Source organism: Streptomyces sp. PTL18 (assembly GCF_059510295.1).
In genome coordinates this window covers 32,270-52,945 of sequence record NZ_JCAJZO010000016.1, presented here as the reverse complement: position 1 = coordinate 52,945, position 20,676 = coordinate 32,270, and the positions used below count along the sequence as shown (strand labels likewise).

The window sequence follows — 20,676 nt, the reverse complement described above, 5'->3', positions numbered from 1 at the left end:
GCAGCGACGTCAGATCTGCCAGGACCGCAGCCGGTCCGCGGCGCCGTAGACGTCGGCCTTGCCGGAGATCAGATCACGGGTGAGGTCGACGAGGGCGCCGTAGGGCGGGTCGATGCCGACGCCGCTGACGAACATGTACGCGACGGCGGTGGCGCAGGCGAAGCGGGCGTTCGCCGACGGCAGCGGCTTGAGCAGCGCGAGGGTGTGCAGCAGCGCGGCGGCGCGCCAGGCCGGGTCGGAGTCCACGCCGAGGCGCGGCGGGTCCACACGGTGCCGGGCGACGGCGGCGACCAGCGCGGAGAAGTCGTTGACGACGGGCTGGTCCGGCAGGACCTCTTCGTGGCGCTGGAGCAGCCAGGGCACGTCGATGTGGATGACGGAGGTCATCGGTCAGGCGTCCTGCCCCTCGCCCGTCACGGGTGGCTCGTCGTCGGGGAAGGCCGCCGCGAACTCGTCGGCGTGCGTGGCGAAGAACCGGCGGAAGGCCTCCGCGCCCTCCTGCAGGGCCCGGTGCCGCGCGATGTCGGCCGCGGCGGCCTCACGCACCAGGGCCTTCATCGACGTACCGCGCTCCTTGGCGATCTGCCGCAGGTCCTCTAGCTCCCGATCGCTGAACTCCACGTTGAGGGCTGGCATGCCGGTAACGGTACCGCGCGGGTACTTACTCGTAAATACCCCCAGGTCAGTGAGGTCTGAGCACGGTACCGACGGCAGCGTCGCGCAGCCGCCGGTACCGCGGGTGCCCGGCTCGGCCCGCCGGCACCTCCGGCCGGCTGACGCGGACCGCGCCGTCGGCCGCGCCCGGACGGGCGCCGGTCGCCGTCGGGCGGAGGCGGGAGCCCCGGACCGGGGCGAAGGTGATCGGTCGGTGTCGGAGGCGGTGGCCCTGGTCCACGGCGGCGCCGGTCACCCGCGGAAGGCGTTGACGCCCGTCGACTTCATGAGGGTCATCTGCCGGCGTACGGCGTCGATGCTGATCGCGGCCCCGAGCGCGCGGGGCCATGGCGGGGGTGGACGCCCTTGGTCTCGGAGCCGGCCGACGTGTGCGTGCCCGCGCTCGCCGGCTTCGTCGGCGTCGGCCTGCCGGATCCGCCCGCCGACGGTGCCGAGGACCGTCCGGCCTCGCTCACCGCACCGGGCGCACTGTGCCGGGCCGCCCGCCGGTCAGTGCCGGCCGCCCCCGCCGCCGTAGGATCCCGAGCCGTCGTGGGATCCCCCGCCGCCGTATCCACCGCCTGCGCCCCAACCGCCGTACCCACTCGGGCCGTTCGGGGCGCAGGACGGGGTGGAGCATGCCCCCGGTCCCTGGGAGGGGCGCCGGCTCCGCCCGGAGGTGGGCCGGGTGGGGGCGGGAGCCGGCTTCGGGGCGCCGCGGCTCGTGGGAGCGGCCGTACGGGAGGGTGCGGCGCTCGGGGACGCCGGGACGGCCGTCCCGGCGCCGTTGCCCCAGTTGACCGTCTGCATCCGCACCGCGTTGGGCGTGTCGGTGAGCCAGCGCTGGGTGCCGTCCCCCGTGCGCGGTTTGACCACGAGCCCCGCGCCGGTGGCGGGCGAGGCGGGGGTCAGCGCCAGGTCCTGGTTCCAGCGCGGGACGATCGCGCCCTGCACCGTGAAGTCGTAGCGGACGTTCTCCGTCCCGGGTCGGGACCCTCCCGGGCAGGGGGCGAGCTGCACCGAGTAGCCGAGGTGGGAGTCCAGGCACAGTCCGGGCGCGGCGACGTTGCGCAGCAGTCCGTCCGTCTCGTACGCCCATTGCTGGGTGGCGGACGAGGTGCAGGAGACGAGCACGGCCTCCGCGCCGGCCACCGCCTGCGACCGGTCGAGGCCGATGCACAGCCCGCTGTCCTGGTTGCGCAGCCGGCCGTGGAAGGCCCCGGCGGGCACCGCGGCGGCGGCGCCGACCCACGAGGGCGATCCGGGCGCACTCGCCCGCCCTCCGGCGCTCGGCGCACCGGACGGCGCGGCGGTGCCGGACGGTGCGCCCCCGCCGGAGTGGGTCTCGGACCACACCACCAGCGGCAGCAGCACCAGGGTGCTCACCGTCGCCACGGCGAGGACGAGCTGCCGACGCTGCGCGGAGCGGCGGGGAGCCTTGTGCCCCGCGGCGGAGCGGGGACCGAGCCCGTCGGAGGCGGTCCGGGTGACACGGCCGAGGCCGTTGCCGGGTGCGTCCGTCGCGGTCCGGTCCCCGGCCTCGGCGGGCGGCTCGGGCTCGGCGGTGACCCGGCGGCCCACGCCCCTGCCGACGGGATCGGCCGACGGCTCCCCGGCGACGAACCACCCGTCCGCGTCGACGGGGTCGACCAGCGGCTCGCCCCCTACGGGCGCTGCCAGGACCGGCTCGGCCGCCCGGCTGCGCGCGGCCGCGTCGTCGAGGTAGGCCTGTGCGCCCCAGCCGAGCACGCCCTCGGCGAGCAGGAGCGGAAGCCGGGCCCGAAAGCCCTCCAACTGCTCGGCCGCGTGGTGGCAGTGCGCGCAGCCGTCCATGTGCAGACGCAGGTCGGGGTCGAGGACGGGGCCGTCCCGGCGCAGCGAGACGTCGAGCAGACGGACGTAGCGGCGGCATTCCTCGTCGGGAGCGGACTCGCGGTGGACGTCCAGGCAGGCCTCACGCAGCTGCTCGCGCGCCCGTTCGAGCCGCACCTCGGCGTCGCCCGGGTCGATCCCCAGCAGCCCTGCGGGAACGGCGATGTCCTCACGCTCGACCTCGACGTGCCACAGCAGGCAGCGGACCGGTTCGGCGAGCCTGGGAAAGGCGCGGGAGACCAGCCGCCGGTTCTCGGGCGGCAGCAGCCGTACCGCCGCACGCTCGCCGAGGGCGGGGTCCGAGCGGAGAACGGGATGGAGCAGTTCGCGCCGGTGGTCGGTGTCCCATTCGGCAGCCAGGCGCCGTACGGCGACCAGCAGTTGGGGCCGCCAGGCCGCCGTGGGGCCGCCCTGGCGCGCGGAGCTCTCGAAGAGCCGGGTGAACGCGGCGGTGGTGAGCATTCCCGCGGGATGCGCACCGTCCGTGCACAACCGGGCGTAGGAGAACGCGGCTTCCCAGTGCCGGTCGAGGAGTTCGCCGACCGGATGGTGCACAGGCCTCTTTCCGGCGGACTTCTTCAGCTCGGCGGCGAGTTGTTCGTCGGTGACGCCGTACGACGGAACGGGGTCGGGGGAATGGTGCAGGCCCCCACCTTTCACGTCCACGTTCCTCCAAAAAGCCACGCAGGGGGTTATCGGTATGTACCAGGCGGGGGTCGACGGCGCCTGCGTACGTCGCGGTGAGGGCAATGAACCGCGCGCCGACGAGGGACACCCTCGCACAGATCACCGATCCCGAACAAGAGATTCCGTCATATCTTGTTCACCTCCGACATTCGCGTTGTTGACGAAATGTCAGTCGCCTGCGCACCCGGTGACCGGAATTCCGTCCCGGCGGCCCGTCCGCGGCGCAATTCAGCCCGCGGCGACCCGTTCCCCTCCGGTAGGCGCCCGGCCGTGTTCCGAAAAGACGCGCGAAGCAGGGCGGGGAGAGGAGCACGCGGTGGTCCGGCCGTCAGGTGCGGCTGGGTGCCGGCTCCGGCTCGGGCAGGTGCGCCGGCGTGCGGCGGGGAAGCAGCAGCGGGGTCGCCAGCAGGAGTACGCCGGCCAGGCCGATGGCCGTACGCGGGCCGAGCAGGCCGCCCAGCACGCCCCAGACGGCCGTCAGCAGCGCGGTCGAGGCCTTGGTCGTCACCGTCCAGGCGGACAGCGTGCGGACGACCCGGTCGGTCGCGGTGCGCTCCAGACGGTAGGTGGCGTGGACGGGGTTGAAGACCCCGCAGCAGAAGATGAGCCCGAGTTCGACGCCCATGACCAGCAGCAGCCCTCCGGTGCCCGCGCCCGGAAAGGCCAGGCCGACGGGCCAGAGCGCGCGCAGCGCCCCGACCACGACCAGCACCTGGTGCTGCCCGAACCGGGTGACGAGCGGTCCGGCCAGCCGCGAACCGAGCAGCCCGCCGATCGAGGGCGCGGCGAAGGCGAGGCCGTACTGCCACGGGGAGAACCCGAGCCGGCCGAGCATCAGGACGGCCAGCAGCGGCTGGGTGGCCATCACCAGGCCGTTGAACAAGGCCGTGTTGCAGAACAGCGGACGCAGCGCCGCGTCGGTGAGGATGTACCGCCACCCGTCGAGCAGGTCCCCGGCCCGCAGGCGCGCGGCGTCCCGGCGCTCGGGCCGCGGCTCGTGCCCGGCCGTCGCGCGGATCCCCAGGGCCGAGAGCAGATAGCTGACCGCGTCGGCCACGACCGTCGCCACCGGGCCGAGGAGCCCGATCGCCACACCTCCCAGCGGCGGGCCGATGATCGTGGCCGTCCAGGCCGTGGACTCCAACCGGGCGTTGGCGACGAGCAGGTCCCCGGCCGGCAGCAGCGTCTTCAGGTAGGCGCCGGAGGCGGCGCGGAAGGTGATGTCGGCCGCCGCGACGACGACCGAGACCAGCAGGAGCTGAAGGAAGGTGAGCGCGCCGAGCGCGTACGCGGTGGGGATCGTCAGCAGCGCGGCGAACCGCACCAGGTCCATCGCGACCAGTACGGGCCGCCTGCGGCGGAACTCCACCCACGGGCCGAGCGGCACCGCCACGGCCGCGCCCACCGCAGCCCCCACGGAGGAGAGTGCGGCGACCTCGGCCGGTCCGGCGTGCAGTACCCGGACGGCGATCAGCGGGAACGCGCCGAAGGCGAGCCAGGTGCCGAGCGCGCTGGTCCCGTACGCTGCCCAGAGCCACCCGAACCGGCGCCCCAGCCGGCGCCCCAGCCGGTGTCCGAGCAGATGTCCCAGCCGGTGCCCGCTTCTCATGCCCGACACCCCTCGCCCCTCGCCCGACACAACCGATCCGTGATCGGAAGCATCAAAGCGAGCACCGCACCCTGGGATCAAACAACCGCAGGGCCGTCCGCCACAACCGACGGTTGTGGCCTTAGGGTGCCGGCATGGACCTCGACACCGTCCGGACCTTCGTCGCCGCCGCCGACGCGGGGCGGTTCCAGGAGGCCGCCGCCGAACTGGCGGTCACCCAGCAGGCCGTCTCCAAGCGCATCGCCGCGCTGGAACGCGAACTCGGCGTGCGCCTGTTCACCCGCACCCCGCGCGGCGCCGAGCTCACCATCGACGGGCAGGCGTTCCTGCCCCACGCGCGCGAGCTGCTGCGCGCGGCCGAGCGCGCGGTCGCCTCCGTGCGCACCGGCCGCCGTCCGCTGCGCGTCGACGTGATCGCCTCGCGCGTCGCTCCCTCGGGCCTGATGCGCGGCTTCCACCGTGCGCACCCGGAGATCGAGCTCGACGTGGTGATGCTGTTCGACGTCGAGACGGCCGTCGCCGCCCTGCGGTCCGGTACGATCGACGCGTCCTTCCGCGCCGTCGCCGTGCCCGGCCGACCCCTGCCCGAGGACATCGAGTCGGTCCGGGTGCTCGACGAGCCGCTCCAGCTCCTCACCGGCCCCGCCCACGCGCTGGCGGGCGCCCGATCGGTGACGCCCGCGCAGCTCGTCGGGCACCGGATCTGGATGCCCGGCATCGTCCCCGGCACCGAGTGGGCCGCCTACTACGACGACCTCGTCACCGAGTTCGGCCTCACCATCGAGGCGACCGGCCCCAACTTCGGCTCCGACGCGCTCCTCGACACCGTCGCCGACACCCCGGCCCTGGCCACCTTCATGGGCGAGCGGACACGCCTCGTCTGGCCCGCCGGCCACGGCCTGCGCCGCATCCCGGTCACCGACCCGACGCCCGTCTACCCGCACTCGCTCCTCTGGCACCGCGACAACCCCCACCCGGCGCTGGCGGCCCTCCGCGCCCACCTCGCCACCACGGCCGTCGGTCACGACGCCGCCGGGACCTGGGCGCCGGGCTGGGTGGTGCCGCGCTGAACGCCGCCGCGTCCGCGATCAGCGGCCGGCCCGGCGGACGGCGGCTCGGAGTCAGGAGGTGAAGGCGAGAACGGCGTCCGCGACCGCCCGGGGGTTCTCCAGGTGCATGGCGTGGGTGCCGTCGATCGGGGCGACGGTCACATTGGGCCGCTCCTCGACGAGGGCGGCCAGATCACGGGCGAGCCCCCTGGCGAAGGCGAGCATCATCGGATCGAACCAGTCCAGACCGGGGACGGACGGCACCTGCCGCTCGGCGCGGCCGAGGAGCAGCGGCGCGGTCATCCGGCGGAACAGGGCGAACAGGTCCAGCGAGTCGATGACCTCGAGCATCTGCAGCGCCTGCTCCCGTCCGGGCCGCAGTTCCAGCGCCCCGTCGTCCCGCTGCCGCACGGACCGCCGGACGCCGGCCTCCAGCAGCTCGTAGGGAATGCCGAGGCGCTCGGAGATCGCGCGCTGCTCGGCGAGGAGGTCCTTGAGGCCGTCCGTGGCCAGCTTCCTGCCCCAGCCCGCCACGCTCAACTCCCGTACCCGGGCGAGGTGCTGAGCCACATGGTCCGGGTCCAGGCCGAGGTACTGGTCCGGGCGTCCCCAGCCGAAACCGTCGAGGTTGACGGCTCCCGGGGTGACACCCGGGTGCGCCAGGGCGTACAGGACGGCGAGCATGCCGCCGAAGGAGTGCCCGACGGGGAGAGCGCCCGGCATGCCGTGCGCCGCCAGGACCTCCTCGAGGTCGCCGAGCACCTCGGGCAGGTGCCAAGGCCCGTCGGGCGAGCGTCCGTGGCCGCGCAGGTCGACGGCGAGCACACGGTGCCGGGCCGACAGGAACGGAGCCACGGCGGCCCAGTCGGCGAGCGTCCGTCCGGCGCCGTGCAGGAGCAGCAGGGGCGGCCCGTCGCCCCCGTGGTCTTGGACGGCCAGCGCGACACGGTCTGCTTTCATGGCACGACAGTAGAGCGTCGGGCCGGCGTACGCCCTGGTGGACGGGGGCGCAGTCAGAGGCGCGGCGCGAGGAGGTCCAGGGCCTGCTCCCAGCGGAACCGGGGGCGGGTGCCGTCCTCGGCCACCTCTCCGGCGTACGGGTCGCCGAAGCGCACCCCCATGCCGGTGAGCCGTTCCAGAGCGGCGCGGTAGGCGGGGTGGGCGGCCAGCGCCTCGCTCACGCACGGCAGGACGGCGATCGGGACGCCCAGCCCGCACGCCTCGCACAAGGTGCCGAGCGCGAGGGTGTCGGCCAGGCCGGCGGCCCACTTGTTGATCGTGTTGAAGGTGGCGGGGGCCACGACGACAGCGTCGGGGTCCGGGAACGGCCGGGGGTCTCCCGGGGCACGCCACGCGGACCGGATCGGGCGGCCGGTGCCGGCCTCGACGGCGGCCGTGTCGAAGAACCGGAGGGCGAGCGGCGTGGCGATGACGCCCACCTCCCAGCCCCCTTGCCGAGCGGCCGTGATCAGTCGGGGGACGTCCTGCGCGACGCCGGCGGCGCAGACGACGACGTAGAGGAACGGCTTGTTGTCGTGTGGGATCACGTCCGCACCCTAGTGATCACGGGCGGGCGTGTGGCCGGTTCGGTCGGTTCCCTCGGATCGCCGCGAGCGGGTGTCCGAGCTCGACCGTCACCATCGAGAGGCTCGCGAGCCGGGCCCGGCGCAAGGCGCGCTTGCCCGGTTCGCCCAGGTCGCGCTGGTGAACAGGACCGTGGGGCCGTGGTGACACCGCGCGGCCGGCTGTGTCCGGTGCTGGGGGTGGGGGTCGAGGACGGGAGGATCACCTCTCACGAGGCGATCAGCGATCCCGTGCGGCTGCGCGGGCTCGCCATCGCCGTCCTCGACACGGGAACCACCGTGCGGTGAGGGTCAGTCTCTCCTCTCGGAGAGGGCGATGGCGCCCACCGGGCAGGCGCGGGCGGCCTCCCGCACCAGTGGATCGCCGCCGCCGTCCTCCTTGCCGGGCAGCACCCGGCTGAAGCCGTCGTCGTCCTGGGTGAAGACGCCGGGGGCGGTCAGGGCGCACTGGCCGGCGCCGATGCAGACGTCCGGGTCGATGGAGATGGAGATGTCGGTCATGGCCGCAGCCTCCTACCAGCTCACGGGGAGTTCCAGCATCCCCTGGACCGTGTCGCCCGGTTTGAAGGGAATCTCCTCCGCCGGGGCGGCGAGCCGCAGTCCGGGCAGCCTGTCGAAGAGGCTGCGCAGGGCGATCTCCAACTCGGCCCGCGCCAGGTTCTGGCCGAGGCACTGGTGGATGCCGAACCCGAAGGCGACGTGGTGACGGGCCGGGCGGTGCCAGTCGAGGGTGTCCGGTTCGGGGAAGGCGGCGGCGTCGCGGTTGATGACGGACGTGGAGAACAGGACGCCCTCGTCGGCCCGGATCGTCGTCCCCGCGATGTCGATGTCGTCGGTGGCCACCCGAACCAGCCCGTCGGCGATGGACAGGAAACGCAGCAGCTCCTCCACCGCGGCGGACAGCAGACCCGGATCGGCGCGCAGTTCGGCCAGTTGTCCGGGGTGGCGCAGCAGGGTGAAGGTGCCGAGGGAGATCATGTTGGCGGTGGTCTCGTGACCGGCCACCAGCAGGAGCGTGGCCAGGGAGACCAGCTCCTTCCGGTCCAGCACGCCCGTGCGCAGCTGCTCGTGGATCAGCTCGTCGAGCAGTCCGTCCCCCGGTTGCGCACGCTTGTGGTCGATGAGCTCCTCGAAGTAGGCGTTCAGCCGGTCGCGGGCGTCCACGGTGTCGCGGGACGACGGGCCGCGCAGCAGCCTGCGGGACTGTTCCTCGAAGAAGTCGTGGTCGTCGTAGGGCACGCCGAGCAGCGCGCAGATCACCATCGACGGCAGCGGCAGCGCGAAGGCGCTCACGAGTTCGACCGGCGGACCCGCGGCTTCCATGGCGTCCAGGAGCCGGTCGACGATGGTCTGGATGTGCGGGCGCAGTGCCGCTGCCCGCTTCAGGGTGAAGCTCGGCACCAGCATGCGGCGCTGTGTGCGGTGCTCGGGGTCGTCGACGCCGAGCAGGGCGAGCCTGCGGTCGCGGGCGGCGGCGAAGCGTGCGGTGACGGCGGGGAACGCCGCCCGGGTCCGGTCGGAGGACAGACGCGGGTCGGCGAGCAGCGCGCGGGCGGCGGCGTGCCCGGTGACCACCCACACGTCGCGGCCGTCGTAGAGGGTGACCCGGGTCAGGGGCCGGGCCGAGCGGAGCGGGTCGTAGGCGGCGGGCGGATGGTAGGGGCAGGTCCGGTCCTGGGGGAAGGTGACGGGCTCTGACACGGTCGTACCGGGTTTCGTCATGAATGACCTCGCACGCGGAAGTTCCCTTTGCCGATCATCATTAGATGCCTCGGGCATCTACAGGACCACTCGAAGTTCGGCCAGATACGTCGGCTGCCGCATATGGCCAAAGTAATTCGCTTGCCCGTGCGCCGCCGCTCGTCCAGGCTCTGCGCATGCCGATCGCCGAAGCCCTTCTGCCGCCGTCCTCCACCGCGGTTCGCCGGGGAGGGGCGCGACAGCGACGGTCCGGCCGGCCGGGGAGGTTCGTGCCCTCCCTGCCGTGACCGCCGCACTCGTCGCGGGCCTGGTCGCGGGCTACGGCATCCCGCTGCCCATCGGGGCGGTCGGGACCCACCTGCTCAACCCGACCACCGGCGTCTCCTTCGCCGCGCTGGTGGTCGGCAGCCGCGCCGCGGACACCGTGGGGCTCGGGGACCAGGCCGTGTTCGTGCCGGCGGCGTTCACCGCGTCCGCGAGCCGGCAGCTGTTCCTGGCCGGCGGCGGGGCGCTGCTCGGCCGGGCGCTGACCGGGCGGCGCGGCCGGCTGGTGACGGCGCTGGTCTCCTGCGCCGTCACCGCGGTGCCGGCCGTACGGGCGCCGGCCGGCGCGTGGTGAGGATGAATCCGTGGGCGGCTGGTGTTGAATCGTGTACCGTGCACGGTCCCGCCGCCCGAGGCGTGGGTCCGCGGGACCACGGACGACACAGGTGTCGTACACGACGATGGGACGGAAGCCATGCCTCTTCAGGGCGAGTACGAGCCGAGCCCGGAGCGATGGGTGCGTGAACAGGTCGAGCTGTACGAGAGTTCGGGCGGCACGAAGGGGACGACGCTGCTCGACACAGGACTTCCGGTGGTCGTCCTCACCACTCTCGGCGCCAAGTCCGGCAAGATCCGCAAGACGCCGGTGATGCGTGTGGAACACGAGGGCCGGTACGCGGTCGTGGCGTCGCTCGGCGGCGCGCCCGAACACCCTGTCTGGTACTACAACCTGAAGCGGCATCCCACGGCGGAACTGCAGGACGGGCCCAGGCGGCAGGAGATGACGGCCCGTGAGGTGACGGGCGAGGAGAAGGCGGTGTGGTGGGAGCGGGCGGTCGCCGCGTACCCTCCCTACGCCGACTACCAGAAGAAGACCGACCGCACGATTCCCGTCTTCGTGCTGGAGCCGATCGGGAAGTGACGCCCTCACGCCCGAACCGCACGGCCGCCCGCCGGACGGCTCGGACGTGCTGCGGGCGGCGGCGCGCGGGTCAGTTCGGCAGCGGCTGTTCGGCCCAGATCGTCTTTCCCTCGCTGGTCTGCCGGCTGCCCCAGCGCTGGGTGAGCTGGGCCACCAGGAGCAGGCCGCGGCCGCCCTCGTCGTAGGCGTGCGCACGGCGCAGATGCGGTGAGGTCGAGCTGCCGTCGGAGACCTCGCAGATCAGCGACCGGTCCCGGATCAGCCGCAGCTGGATGGGGGGCCCGCCGTAGCGGATCGCGTTGGTCACCAGTTCGCTGACGACGAGTTCCGTGACGAAACCGGCCTCGTCCAGACCCCACTGGGCGAGCCGTTCGACGGCGTACTGCCGGGCCGTGGCCACGGACGCCGGGTCCGACGGGACGTCCCAGGTGCCCACCCGGTCGGCGCCGAGTGCCCGGGTGCGGGCCAGCAGCAGGGCCACGTCGTCGCCGGGTTCCTCGGACAGCACCGACTTCAGAACCGTGTCGCACAGCGCGTCGAGGGAGCCGCTCGGCGTCGCCAGGGCACGGCACAGCTCGGTGGTGCCGTGGTCCACATCGCGTTCGCGGCCCTCGCCGATCAGCCCGTCCGTGTACAGGGCGATCAGCGAGCCCTCGGGCAGGTCCAGCTCCCTCGCCTCGAAGGGGAGGCCGCCGACCCCGAGCGGCGGCCCTGCGGACATCGTGACGAGCCGGGCGGTGCCGTCGGGCGTGAGCAGGGCCGGCGCGGGGTGTCCCGCGGAGGCCAGGGCCAGGCGGCGGGTGATGGGGTCGTAGACCGCGTACAGACAGGTCGCCCCGAGTTCGCCCACCTCCTCACCGCCCTCGCCCGTGACCAGATGCGTGACCAGGTCGTCCAGGTGGGTGAGGAGTTCGTCGGGCGGCAGGTCCACGTCGGCCAGGGTCCGCACAGCCGTGCGCAGCCGGCCCATGGTGGCCGAGGAGCGGATGCCGTGCCCGACGACGTCACCGACGACGAGAGCGACCCGGCTGCCGGACAACGGGATCACGTCGAACCAGTCCCCGCCGATACCGGCCAGCGATCCGGACGGCAGATAACGGTGGGCCACCTCCACCGCGGCCTGTCCGGGCAGGCCGCGCGGCAGCAGGCTGTGCTGGAGGGCGAGCGCGGTCCCGCGTTCGCGGGCGAAGCGGCGGGCGTTGTCGACGCAGACGGCCGCCCGGCTCGCCAGTTCCTCGGCGAGCACCGCGTCGTCCGCCGCGTAGGGGTCGGGGTTGACGATGCGCACGAACACGGCGACACCCAGGGTGGTTTCGCGGGCCAGCAGCGGCACCGTCACCAGGGAATGGGCGCCCCTGCGGTACGCGGGGTCGCCCACCCCACGGGCGTTGCGCTCCTGCACCCAGCGGTCGAAGTCGGGTTGGCCGGCCCGGCGCAGCACGGCGCGGCCCTCGCGCAGGGCGCGCGCGGGTGGCGAGGAGGCGGCGTAGGTGTCGGCGTCCCCGAGCCGGACGGCCGCCTCGGGCGTGCCCTCGGTGACCGACCGATGGGCGATGCGGCGCAGTTCGATGTCTCCCTCCGCCTCGATGGGCGGTTCCTCGGCGTCGAGAACCCACTCGAGCAGGTCCACACTGGCGAAGTCGGCGAACCCGGGGACGACCACCTCCAGCAGCTCCCCCGCCGTGCGGGGCACGTCCAGCGTGGTGCCGATGGCGGCGGCGGCCTCGTTGAGCAGGACCAGACGCCGACGCGACCAGTACTGCTCACTGTTGTCGACGGCCGAGATGGCGACGGCGGTCACCTCGCCCGGCAGGGCGTACACCGGCCACAGATCGACGGTCCAGGCGTGTTCCCGTCGCTCCGACGGGGCGCGGGTGTAGCTCTCGTAGTGCACGGGGAGCCCGCTCTCGGCGACCCGGCGCAGATGGTGGTGGACGCGCCGGCCCGGCTCGTCGTCGGCCACCGTGTCCGGGAGGTACCGGCCGGACAACGTGTCCGGGTCGACGCTGAGGATCTCGCCGGCCTTGTCGTTGGCGCGGATGTAGCGCTGTCCCAGGTCGAAGACGCACATCCCGACCGGCGCCTGCTGGAAGGCCCGGGCCACCAGCGCCTCGTCCGCCGCGGCCGGCGCGGTGGTGACCACGAACCCCTGCGGGGTGCCGTCCGCGCCCGTCACCGGGTGCACGGTCAGGGACAGGGGAACGGGGTGGCCGTCGCGATGGCGCAGGACGGCGGTGCCGGTCAGGGCGGTCAGCCCCGGCAGCGGCACGTCCTCGGCGAGCAACTCGGTTGCGGCGCGTCCCACGACCTCCTCGGCCGTGTATCCCGTCAGCCGCCGGGCGCCCTCGCTCCATCCCGTCAGGGTGCCCCGGGCATCGACGACCGCCGCAGCGGCGGCTTGCTCCATATCCTCAGAATGATCCCTGGGATGCGTTGCCTCAACCGGGCGCGAGTCGCGGGCCGCGCGCGCACGGTGGGCTCCGGGCCGGGCAGCCGTCCCTCTCCCTCAGGCCCCGCCGTGTTCCCCCGTCGCGGCGGGGCCCTGGCTGTGCGTGTCCGGGTGCCGGGACGCCGCGCGGGTCGGGGCGTCCGTGATGTCGAGGAAGATCTGGTCGGCCTCGGGGACCTCCCGGGTGAGTGAGCGCTTGATGCGCACCGCGACGTCCTCGACCTGCTCGCTGTCCAGTCCGGGGGCGAGGTCGATCCGGGCGGCGACCAGGTTGGACTCCAGGCCCAGCTGCATGGTCAGCAGCGCCTCCACGCTGTCGATCTCGGACTGCGCCTCCAGCAGCTCCCGGATCCGGCGGCTGAGCTCGGGATCGGCGGCCTGGCCGATCAGCTGGTCGCGGGCGTCACGCCCGAGCCGGTAGGCGACGTACACGAGCAGCGCGCCGATCGCCAGCGACGCCGACGCCTCCCACGCGACCTGCCCGGTGACCATGTGCAGCGCCATGCCGACGATCGCGAGGATCACGCCGAGCACCGCCGTGCTGTCCTCGGCGACGACCGTCCGCAGCGCCGGGTCCCGCAGTGCCCGCAGCGACGTGCCGTGCTGCCGGCGCACCTGGTGCAGGGCCCGCAACAGGGAGACGCCCTCCGACAGCAGCGCAGCCCCGAGCACCACCAGCCCGACGACATAGCCGCTGTGCGACTCCTCCGCGCCGCCCTTCAGCGCCTCGAAGCCCTGGAAGAAGGAGAAGCAGCCGCCCATGACGAAGATGCCGACGGCCGCGAGGAGCGACCAGAAGAACCGCTCCTTGCCGTAGCCGAAGGGATGGCGCCGGTCGGGCGGGCGGCGGCTGCGGCGCAGCGAGGCCAGCAGGAAGATCTCGTTCAGGCTGTCCGCGACGGAGTGTGCCGCCTCCGACAGCAGCGCAGGCGAGCCGGCCAGGACTCCCCCGACGGCCTTGGCCGCGGCGATCAGCAGATTGGCACCGAGCGCCACGAGCACCGTGACGCGCGTCCTGCCGTCCGAGGACCCGGCACGCCGGTCGGGCCCGGGGCGCGGCGGCCCGTCGTGCACGGGGCGCGAGGGTGCCCCTGTGGCTGTCGTACTGTCCTGTGCCCTGTCCGACGATGTCCCGCTCACCTCGCCCGACTGCCCCCATCCGCGCCTCTCACACGGTGTCGGGGCGCAAATCGGGGAACCCGACCGGCGTGCGACGGACGCCGGTGTGAGGGAGAGGCGGTATGACCGACGGCAACAGCGCGTACGGGAGGAAGCCGTTCAAGCGGTCCAGGAGCCACTTCGCCGACCGCATCACCGCGGACGGACGGGACGGCTGGCCGGTGGAGGCCGGCCGCTACCGGCTGGTGGCCAGCCGGGCCTGTCCATGGGCGAGCCGGGCCGTGATCTCGCGGCGACTGCTGGGGCTGGAGGAGGCCCTGTCCCTGGCCATCGCCGATCCCATCCAGGACGACCGCAGTTGGCGGTTCACCCTCGACCCCGGCGGCCGCGATCCCGTCCTCGGCATCCGCTACCTCGGCGAGGCCTACGACGCCCGTGAGACCGGGTACCCCGGCGGGGTCAGTGTGCCCGCGATCGTGGACGTGCGCAGTGGCCGACTGGTGACCAACGACTACCAGCAGATCACTCTGGACCTGGCCACCGAGTGGACGCCCCTGCACCGGAGCGGCGCCCCCGACCTCTACCCGGAGCGGTTGCGTGACGAGATCGACGACGTGATGGGGCCGGTGTACAGGGACGTCAACAACGGGGTGTACCGGGCGGGTTTCGCCCACGAGCAGAAGGAGTACGAGGAGGCGTGCACGGACGTGTTCCGCCGGCTGGAGTGGCTGTCGGAGCGCCTGGCGGGGCGGCGCTACCTGGTGGGTGACACGATCACCGAGGCCGACATCCGGCTGTTCACCACGCTGGTCCGTTTCGACGCCGTCTACCACGGTCACTTCAAGTGCAACCGCTGGAAGCTGGCGGAGGACCCGGTGCTGTGGGCGTACGCCCGCGATCTGTTCCAGACGCCGGGCTTCGGCGACACCGTCGACTTCGACCACATCAAGCGGCACTACCACCAGGTGCACACGGGCATCAATCCGACCGGGATCGTCCCGCTGGGACCGGACCTGGCCGGCTGGCTCACGCCGCACGGCCGGGAGGACCTCGGCGGGCGCCCGTTCGGTGACGGGACACCGCCGGGGCCGGTGCCCGCGGCCGAGCGGGTTCCGGTCGAGGGACGGCCCTGAGACACCTGGGACAGGGACGACGGACAGTCGGTCCCTCGGACAATCGGACAGTCAAGGAGAGAAACGTGGGGCACGACAAGAAGAAGCCGCGGCTTCCGCTCGTCTACCGGCCTGTCGGGTTCGCCCTCGGCTGGGCGAGCGGGGCCCTCGCGGGGTACGCCTTCCGGGCGACATGGAAGGCGATACGGCACGAGGACGACGCACCCGACGCGCTCGACCGGGACCGCGGCTGGGGCGAGGTGCTGCTCGCCGCGGCGATCCAGGGCGCCCTCTTCGCGGTCGCCCGCAGCCTGGCGGACCGCACCGGGGCGAAGGCGATCGAGCGGTCGACGGGTGTCTGGCCGGGCGGGGACAACGGCGGTCGGGACTGAGCACCGCGCAGGTGGCGGGGCGTGCGGACCCCGGCGGACGGCCCGCCTCACCCCTGCTTCGGTGCCGTGGCCCTCGTGCGCCGCAGGGTGAAGGAGTGGCCGGCGGGGTCCGCGTAGCAGCGTTCTTCGAAGGGGCCCGGCGCCTCCTTCGCCTCCAGGGGGCGCCCGCCCAGGGCGACCACCCTGCGCTCGGTCTCGTCCAGGTCCGGCGCCAGGAACTCGAGGTGGGCCTGGAGGGAGTTCTCGGGGCGGGGCCAGCTGGGCGGGGTGGCGTTGACGTCCCGGCGGAACGCCATCCGGAACCCGTCGGCGCTGCGGATCTCCACCCGGTTCGCGGTGGCGTCGCTCTCCTCGGCGTGGAGCAGCTCCGTGTAGAAAGCGGCGAGTTTCTCGGGCTCGGCGCAGTCCAGGACCACGACGCCCGCCAGTACCGTGGGCATGCCTTCCTCCGTTCGGTTTCCCGGGCGGGCGCTGTTCCCGCCCGTACGGGTGCCCGGGTATCCGCCGCCCCCGTTTTCAGTCCGTCACGCCCCGCTCACCGCCCGGCGTCGGAACGCGCGATCTCCGCCAGCCTCGCCGCCGCCGCGGACAGCAGCAGGCCGAGCACGGCCGGATAGGAACTGCGCCGCATCTCGGCGACGAGGCGGCGGGCCGTCGCCGCGATGTTCGGATACGTCTCGGCCGGAAGCCGGGCGTACGTGGTGCCCCACACCTCCGTCTCCGCCTCGCGGGCGGCGCGCGGGAGGGAGGCGTTCGCCGCGTCGAGGGCCGCGAAGGCCAGGGCCTGGTCGACGAAGGCGTGGTAGATCCGTACGGCCTCGCGGTCCGGGAAGCCGGCCCCGCGCCGCACGCCGAGGATCGTCTTCGAGTACGTGGTGTTGCTGGGCTTCTGCGGCCACGGCATCGTCACCGGCCCGCACCCGTTCCGCCTGAGCTGGTTCGACCCGTTCGCCATCCCGTCGGCGTCGGCGCTCGCACAGGGGCTGCTGCTGTCGGTGTTCTGCCACTGGGGCTTCGAGGCGGCGTTCAGCGTGAAGGTCGCCTTCACCGGCTCCACCGCCGTCGGCCGGCACGTGGCGACGGCGTTGGCGCGGATCAGTTCTGCCACGCGGTGCAGCACGCGTCCGCGTTCACGGCCGCTCATCCGGGGCCACGGCCCGGTGTCGAAGGCCTCCCGGGCCGCGCGTACGGCGGCGCCCACGTCGGAGGCGGCCGCCTCCGCGACGGTCGTGATCACCTGGCCGGTGGACGGGTCGATGACATCCATGCGGGCGCCGTCCGCGGCCTCGCGCCAGTGGCGGCGGCCCAGCTGGCCCGGGACTCGTTCGTCACCGCGCAGTCCATGGCCGATCTCGTACGGTCATTGGAGAGCCGAAGCCTGGTGCGGCGGGAGCGCAATCCGCGCAACCGCCGGGAACTGCTGATCCTGCTGACCGACGCCGGGCGCGAGCTGCTGGAGAGGGTCGCCGGTCCGGTGCGGGAGCTGGAGGAGCGGATGGTCCGCGACCTCACCGCGCACCAGGCCGACCAGTTCCGTCAGGCGCTGTCGAAGGCCTGGCACGCGTTGTCGTAGGCCCGTCACGCCCCGCACGTACTCGGGCGACTCATCCTCAATTCGAAGACATATGTCAATCGAACATGCTCAAATTCACTCTATCGAGGGTAAGTTGCAGGCCCGGGCGAGGAGTTGACGGGAGGCGTTGTGGACCTGGGGCACGACCCCGCACCGCTCACCCGGCATCTACGCATCCACCGGGAGCGCGGTCACACGGTGCTGGAGTTCCACGGTGAGGTCGACATCCTCGCCGCAGTGGAGATCATCCCGTTCCTGGACGCCGCGACGATCCGGCGCGCCCCGCGCATCGTCATCGACCTGCGTCCGGTGGAGTTCTTCGACTGCTCCGGGCTGCGCCTGCTCTACCGGGCCCGGCGCCGCGTGCTCGCGCGGGGCGGCACGCTGCACCTGGTGTGCACCCATCCGCTGACCCTGCGCGTGCTGCGCCTGACGGGACTGGCCGCCGTGCTGCCGCCCGCCGCGTCGCTGGCGGAGATCCTGGGCGAGTCCGAGGCCGCCGGGTCCTCGTAGCCCGGCCCTGGCGGCCCGCCCTGGAGACCCGTCCGGGAATGCCGCGGAAACGGAGCGCGGCGGGACCTGTCCGGGCAGGTCCCGCCGCTGTGGTCCGTGCGGCACGCGCGCGTTCAGAAGGTCCTGCGCGCGCTCCGGCGCAGCACCACCAGACCCGCGATCAGCAGAACCGCTCCCGCCGCGGCCGGCCACAGATGCGCACCGGTCTCCGCCAGACCGCCGCCCGAGACCGACTGTGGTTCGGTCCCCGGCACGGTGGAGGGAGCCGATGCCTGCGCCGTGGAGGAGGCGGTGGACGGAGCGGCGGGTGTGACGGCGGGCGGAGCGGCGGACGCCGCCTCGCCGATGGCGGGCGAGGTCTCGGCGGGACGCGTGGCCGCGCCGGTGTGGTTCCCTTCCGAGTCGCTCCGCGGCACGGCGACCGCGCCGCCGCCGGCCGCCGACGGTGTCGCCGGGACGCCGGGGGTGGCCCCGCCTCGGACGTCACCCGTGCCCGAGGCCGGCGCCGTGGTGGCCGGTGCGGTCGTGGAGGGCCGCGCCGGCTGCGGGCCGGGCGCGGCAGAGCCGTTTCCGGCGTCACCGGGTGTGGCGGCCGGGGCGGATCCCGTCTCGCCGCCGGGTGCGGTGGTCGAGCCGGATCCGGCGCTGCCGCCGCCGGACGGGGCGTCGGCGGACGGCGACGGCGTGTTCTGCGGCTGGTCGCCGGCGTCGCCACCGCACCGCTTGCCCGTGTTGACGCAGTCGGCCACCTGGCTCATCAGCTCGTCGGTCATGACGTTGACGAAGTCGTCGTGGTCGGTGATCGGCTTGTGCAGCTGCTCGGGGAAACCGTCCACCGCGTAGGCGTTCTTCACCTGGCCGTTCTCGATGACCGGCTGCGGCACGTCGTACACCAGACGCATCGTCAGCTGCGGGATCGCCTTGAAGCCGTTCCCGCAGGCGCCGCTCGCCGGGTCGGCGAAGGCGACGTGTGTGCGGTGGTTGGCGCTGTCGATGTTCTGGCCGTCCCAGCAGCTCTGGAAGGCGAACGACCGCACCACCTCACTCCCCTGCGGACAGATCGGGTACTTGTCCGTCAGCTGCACCTTGTCCTCGAAGCCGGTGCAACTCCAGTGCGCGTTGGCGTTCTTGGGGCCGTTGGTGAAGGACTTGGCGTCACCGGTGATGATCCGCAGGAACCGCGGCATGGCCACGACCTTGCTCACCGGGCTGCCGACGAAGACGATCCGGGCCTGCCTGGCCACCAGGATCCGGCCGACGTTGCCTTCCTTCCCTCCGCCGTCGGCGTTCTGGTCGAAGTCCTGCGTGCCGTCCTGAACCCGCAGCACCGGCCAGTAGTACGACGACTTGTCCTGCTGATTCCGGCAGCTCGTCTGCGCCGCCGCGAAGGTGTCGTTGGTGGCGAAGGCGTTGTTCGACTGGTTGCCGACGTAGTCGTGCAGGTGGTGCGCGCCGTTCTTCACACCGGGCGCCACGATCACGTTGTCGGTGTTGTGGTTCTTGTTCTGGTTGACACCGCACCTGGTCTCGAACGAACCCGTGGAGCCGCCTGCCTGCCGGACGGGCCTGACGACGTTCGGCTGCACGGTCCGGATGTCCACGAAGTCCGAGGCGACGGGTCCGCTCGTGCCCGCCTGACCGCCGTTGCCCTGCTGCCCGGCGTTGCTCCGGCCGTCGCCGTTCTGCTGCCCGCCGCCGTTGCTCTGCTGTCCGCCGTTGCCGCTCTGACCACTGGCGGAGGGCTGCGCCTGGTCGGCCGGCATCCCCGTACAGGCGGCCATGCCGTCGATCGCTCCGGGGGCGGCGCCGCCCGCCCGCCGGTACTCGGTCTTGATCCGGTCGATCACCGTGGCACGCCGGCCCTCGAGCGGACCGAGGATGGAGTTCTGGACGTAGTTCGTGTCGTTCGCCTGCGCCTGACGCGTCGACGCCAGCCGGTCGTAGGCATCGGTGATCTGCTGGTCCAGGGTCGCCAGCTCCGTGTCGACCCGCGGCTTGGCCGCGCCCGGGACGTCGGTGAGCTTCTGGCGGACGTCCGGGCAGTCGATGGTGACGGTGCCGGCGGCGAGGACCCGGTCGCCGCCGCTCGGGTCCGAGCCGCCCCAACCGCCCTCGGTCGCCGAGGCGTAGACGTTCGCCGCTACCAGCCCCCCTCCGCCGAGTATCAGCGCGACCGCTGCGAAGGTGGCGCGTCGTGCGCCCGTCGGACGTCTACGCGAAGTGCGTCTCAAGGCAGTGCTCCTACATGTCTTGACCGGCTCGGCATGGAAAGCCCCCTGCGTGTACGTCGCGGAACCCGGCTGTGTTCAACCGCACCGGGAATTCACCGAGAACTCATGGCCGCGCCCCTCCGCGTCGACAGCCGCCCGGCACCGCGTTCGAGCAAGGCATGGGGCGGGCAACCGGTTCCTCAGAAGGGAGGACTGCCGAGATGACGACGTCCACGAAACAGGCACCCTCATCGGTGGCCGCGAGGCGACGGATGCCCGGCTGGGGCAAGGCCGTCGTCGCGCTCGTCGCCCTGCTCGCGGTGTTCTTCGCCGGGCTGCGGCTGAGCGTGTTCCCGGGGCTGCGTGACCTGTTCGGCACGGACACGCACGACCGGTCCGGACCCGCGCTGCTGAAGTCCATCCAGGACATGAGCCGTTACCAGGCCGCCTCGGGCAACTTCCAGGTGGTCGTGGACCTGGAGAAGGACTCCAGGTTCCTGCCCTCCGCGATCCGCGGCACCCGCACCCTGTACGTGGGCGCGGGAACCGTCGACGCCTACGTCGACCTCGGCAGGGTCGGCGAGCAGGACGTGAAGGTCGACGGCGACCGAACGTCCGCCACCATCCGGCTCCCCCACGCCGCCCTGGGCAAGCCCGCGCTCGACCCCGACCGCTCGTACGCCGTCTCCAAACAGCGCGGCCTGCTCGACCGCATCGGCGACTTCTTCTCGGACAACCCGGGCAGTGAGCAGGCCGTGCAGAAACTGGCCGTCCAGCACATCGCCGAGGCCGCGAAGGAGAGCGAACTGACCGGCCGCGCCGAGACGAACACCACCAGCATGCTCGACGGGCTGCTGAAGTCCCTCGGCTTCAAGGAGGTGAAGGTGTCCTACGGCACCTGAACCGGCCCGAATCCCGCCTCAGCCGGTCAGAACGGCCGGCGGGGCGAGCAGCCCGAGCAGGGCGA

Annotated in this window: 21 protein-coding genes and 1 pseudogene; 9 read left to right on the top strand and 13 right to left on the bottom strand. The window is 73.1% G+C overall.

Going from position 1 to position 20,676, the window contains the following annotated elements; translation table 11 throughout:
- Window positions 1-9: 9 nt before the first annotated feature.
- From AC5WS8_RS26240 to AC5WS8_RS26225, 4 genes are all read right to left on the bottom strand, one after another.
- Window positions 10-387, bottom strand: a complete 378-nt coding sequence (locus AC5WS8_RS26240) for a toxin Doc (RefSeq protein ID WP_388997019.1) — start codon at window positions 385-387, stop codon at window positions 10-12.
- A gap of 3 nt (window positions 388-390) precedes the next feature.
- A complete protein-coding gene (locus AC5WS8_RS26235; protein ID WP_496105929.1) occupies window positions 391-636 on the bottom strand; it encodes a hypothetical protein in 246 nt (81 codons plus the stop codon).
- 528 nt (window positions 637-1,164) lie between these two features.
- Complete coding sequence (locus AC5WS8_RS26230) at window positions 1,165-3,186, bottom strand: ricin-type beta-trefoil lectin domain protein (RefSeq protein ID WP_496105928.1); 2,022 nt, start codon at window positions 3,184-3,186, stop codon at window positions 1,165-1,167.
- Between the two features lie 355 nt (window positions 3,187-3,541).
- The gene (locus tag AC5WS8_RS26225) at window positions 3,542-4,822 is read right to left on the bottom strand and encodes an MFS transporter (protein ID WP_496105927.1); all 1,281 of its coding nucleotides are present in this window, start codon (window positions 4,820-4,822) and stop codon (window positions 3,542-3,544) included.
- 134 nt (window positions 4,823-4,956) lie between these two features.
- On the opposite strand from AC5WS8_RS26225, the gene AC5WS8_RS26220 reads away from it, so the two are divergent.
- A complete protein-coding gene (locus AC5WS8_RS26220) occupies window positions 4,957-5,892 on the top strand; it encodes a LysR family transcriptional regulator (RefSeq protein WP_496105926.1) in 936 nt (311 codons plus the stop codon).
- Window positions 5,893-5,943: 51 nt separating this feature from the next.
- Here the strand turns inward: AC5WS8_RS26220 and AC5WS8_RS26215 are convergent, their stop codons facing one another.
- Complete coding sequence (locus tag AC5WS8_RS26215; protein ID WP_496105925.1) at window positions 5,944-6,831, bottom strand: alpha/beta fold hydrolase; 888 nt, start codon at window positions 6,829-6,831, stop codon at window positions 5,944-5,946.
- A 53-nt stretch (window positions 6,832-6,884) separates the two neighbouring features.
- The gene (locus AC5WS8_RS26210; RefSeq protein ID WP_496105924.1) at window positions 6,885-7,418 is read right to left on the bottom strand and encodes a flavoprotein; all 534 of its coding nucleotides are present in this window, start codon (window positions 7,416-7,418) and stop codon (window positions 6,885-6,887) included.
- A 177-nt stretch (window positions 7,419-7,595) separates the two neighbouring features.
- Between AC5WS8_RS26210 and AC5WS8_RS26205 the strand changes: the two genes are divergently transcribed.
- Entirely contained in the window at window positions 7,596-7,742 is a 147-nt protein-coding gene (locus AC5WS8_RS26205) for a hypothetical protein (RefSeq protein WP_496105923.1), read from the top strand.
- Between the two features lie 3 nt (window positions 7,743-7,745).
- Here the strand turns inward: AC5WS8_RS26205 and AC5WS8_RS26200 are convergent, their stop codons facing one another.
- Both AC5WS8_RS26200 and AC5WS8_RS26195 read right to left on the bottom strand, forming a co-directional pair.
- Window positions 7,746-7,955, bottom strand: a complete 210-nt coding sequence (locus tag AC5WS8_RS26200; protein ID WP_496105922.1) for a ferredoxin — start codon at window positions 7,953-7,955, stop codon at window positions 7,746-7,748.
- A 12-nt stretch (window positions 7,956-7,967) separates the two neighbouring features.
- The gene (locus AC5WS8_RS26195) at window positions 7,968-9,176 is read right to left on the bottom strand and encodes a cytochrome P450 (protein WP_496105921.1); all 1,209 of its coding nucleotides are present in this window, start codon (window positions 9,174-9,176) and stop codon (window positions 7,968-7,970) included.
- A 262-nt stretch (window positions 9,177-9,438) separates the two neighbouring features.
- Between AC5WS8_RS26195 and AC5WS8_RS26190 the strand changes: the two genes are divergently transcribed.
- On the top strand, window positions 9,439-9,774 hold the full coding sequence (locus tag AC5WS8_RS26190; RefSeq protein ID WP_496105920.1) for a hypothetical protein: 336 nt from the start codon (window positions 9,439-9,441) through the stop codon (window positions 9,772-9,774).
- A gap of 120 nt (window positions 9,775-9,894) precedes the next feature.
- Window positions 9,895-10,341 (top strand): nitroreductase family deazaflavin-dependent oxidoreductase, encoded by a 447-nt coding sequence (locus tag AC5WS8_RS26185; protein ID WP_496105919.1) that lies wholly within the window; start codon window positions 9,895-9,897, stop codon window positions 10,339-10,341.
- A 70-nt stretch (window positions 10,342-10,411) separates the two neighbouring features.
- Here AC5WS8_RS26185 and AC5WS8_RS26180 read toward each other — a convergent pair whose 3' ends face one another.
- A complete protein-coding gene (locus AC5WS8_RS26180) occupies window positions 10,412-12,748 on the bottom strand; it encodes a SpoIIE family protein phosphatase (protein ID WP_496105918.1) in 2,337 nt (778 codons plus the stop codon).
- Between the two features lie 99 nt (window positions 12,749-12,847).
- Complete coding sequence (locus tag AC5WS8_RS26175) at window positions 12,848-13,864, bottom strand: cation diffusion facilitator family transporter (protein WP_496105917.1); 1,017 nt, start codon at window positions 13,862-13,864, stop codon at window positions 12,848-12,850.
- A gap of 167 nt (window positions 13,865-14,031) precedes the next feature.
- On the opposite strand from AC5WS8_RS26175, the gene AC5WS8_RS26170 reads away from it, so the two are divergent.
- Together AC5WS8_RS26170 and AC5WS8_RS26165 are read left to right on the top strand one after the other, a co-directional pair.
- Window positions 14,032-15,042, top strand: coding sequence for a glutathione S-transferase family protein (locus AC5WS8_RS26170; protein WP_496105916.1), 1,011 nt, complete (start codon window positions 14,032-14,034; stop codon window positions 15,040-15,042).
- Window positions 15,043-15,107: 65 nt separating this feature from the next.
- A complete protein-coding gene (locus AC5WS8_RS26165; RefSeq protein ID WP_496105915.1) occupies window positions 15,108-15,413 on the top strand; it encodes a DUF4235 domain-containing protein in 306 nt (101 codons plus the stop codon).
- A gap of 47 nt (window positions 15,414-15,460) precedes the next feature.
- Here the strand turns inward: AC5WS8_RS26165 and AC5WS8_RS26160 are convergent, their stop codons facing one another.
- Window positions 15,461-15,853, bottom strand: a complete 393-nt coding sequence (locus AC5WS8_RS26160) for a VOC family protein (protein ID WP_496105914.1) — start codon at window positions 15,851-15,853, stop codon at window positions 15,461-15,463.
- A gap of 95 nt (window positions 15,854-15,948) precedes the next feature.
- Window positions 15,949-16,722, bottom strand: a complete 774-nt coding sequence (locus tag AC5WS8_RS26155; protein WP_496106026.1) for an aldehyde dehydrogenase family protein — start codon at window positions 16,720-16,722, stop codon at window positions 15,949-15,951.
- Between AC5WS8_RS26155 and AC5WS8_RS26150 the strand changes: the two are divergent.
- Together AC5WS8_RS26150 and AC5WS8_RS26145 are read left to right on the top strand one after the other, a co-directional pair.
- A pseudogene (locus AC5WS8_RS26150) lies at window positions 16,708-16,986 on the top strand (MarR family transcriptional regulator); the annotation flags it as partial. The gene AC5WS8_RS26155 and the pseudogene AC5WS8_RS26150 sit on opposite strands and share 15 nt — an antisense overlap.
- 135 nt (window positions 16,987-17,121) lie before the next feature.
- Window positions 17,122-17,499 carry an anti-sigma factor antagonist gene (locus tag AC5WS8_RS26145; protein ID WP_496106025.1) on the top strand — a complete coding sequence of 126 codons (378 nt, stop codon included), beginning with the start codon at window positions 17,122-17,124 and terminating at the stop codon, window positions 17,497-17,499.
- A 113-nt stretch (window positions 17,500-17,612) separates the two neighbouring features.
- On the opposite strand, the gene AC5WS8_RS26140 is transcribed toward AC5WS8_RS26145, so the two are convergent.
- Window positions 17,613-19,730: a DUF1996 domain-containing protein gene (locus tag AC5WS8_RS26140; RefSeq protein WP_496105913.1), complete on the bottom strand. Its 2,118-nt coding sequence runs from the start codon at window positions 19,728-19,730 to the stop codon at window positions 17,613-17,615.
- A gap of 200 nt (window positions 19,731-19,930) precedes the next feature.
- Here AC5WS8_RS26140 and AC5WS8_RS26135 point away from each other — a divergent pair, with 200 nt between their 5' ends.
- Window positions 19,931-20,611: a DUF4230 domain-containing protein gene (locus AC5WS8_RS26135; protein WP_496105912.1), complete on the top strand. Its 681-nt coding sequence runs from the start codon at window positions 19,931-19,933 to the stop codon at window positions 20,609-20,611.
- The last annotated feature ends 65 nt before the right edge of the window (window positions 20,612-20,676 follow it).

Bases quoted from the DNA above. Each gene is read 5' to 3' on its own strand.
- AC5WS8_RS26200 (WP_496105922.1), bottom strand. From the start codon at position 7,955: ATGACCGACATCTCCATCTCCATCGACCCGGACGTCTGCATCGGCGCC.
- AC5WS8_RS26135 (WP_496105912.1), top strand. From the start codon at position 19,931: ATGACGACGTCCACGAAACAGGCACCCTCATCGGTGGCCGCGAGGCGA.
- AC5WS8_RS26220 (WP_496105926.1), top strand. From the start codon at position 4,957: ATGGACCTCGACACCGTCCGGACCTTCGTCGCCGCCGCCGACGCGGGG.
- AC5WS8_RS26170 (WP_496105916.1), top strand. From the start codon at position 14,032: ATGACCGACGGCAACAGCGCGTACGGGAGGAAGCCGTTCAAGCGGTCC.
- AC5WS8_RS26235 (WP_496105929.1), bottom strand. From the start codon at position 636: ATGCCAGCCCTCAACGTGGAGTTCAGCGATCGGGAGCTAGAGGACCTG.
- AC5WS8_RS26215 (WP_496105925.1), bottom strand. From the start codon at position 6,831: ATGAAAGCAGACCGTGTCGCGCTGGCCGTCCAAGACCACGGGGGCGAC.
- AC5WS8_RS26185 (WP_496105919.1), top strand. From the start codon at position 9,895: ATGCCTCTTCAGGGCGAGTACGAGCCGAGCCCGGAGCGATGGGTGCGT.
- AC5WS8_RS26160 (WP_496105914.1), bottom strand. From the start codon at position 15,853: ATGCCCACGGTACTGGCGGGCGTCGTGGTCCTGGACTGCGCCGAGCCC.
- AC5WS8_RS26180 (WP_496105918.1), bottom strand. From the start codon at position 12,748: ATGGAGCAAGCCGCCGCTGCGGCGGTCGTCGATGCCCGGGGCACCCTG.
- AC5WS8_RS26195 (WP_496105921.1), bottom strand. From the start codon at position 9,176: ATGACGAAACCCGGTACGACCGTGTCAGAGCCCGTCACCTTCCCCCAG.
- AC5WS8_RS26240 (WP_388997019.1), bottom strand. From the start codon at position 387: ATGACCTCCGTCATCCACATCGACGTGCCCTGGCTGCTCCAGCGCCAC.
- AC5WS8_RS26225 (WP_496105927.1), bottom strand. From the start codon at position 4,822: ATGAGAAGCGGGCACCGGCTGGGACATCTGCTCGGACACCGGCTGGGG.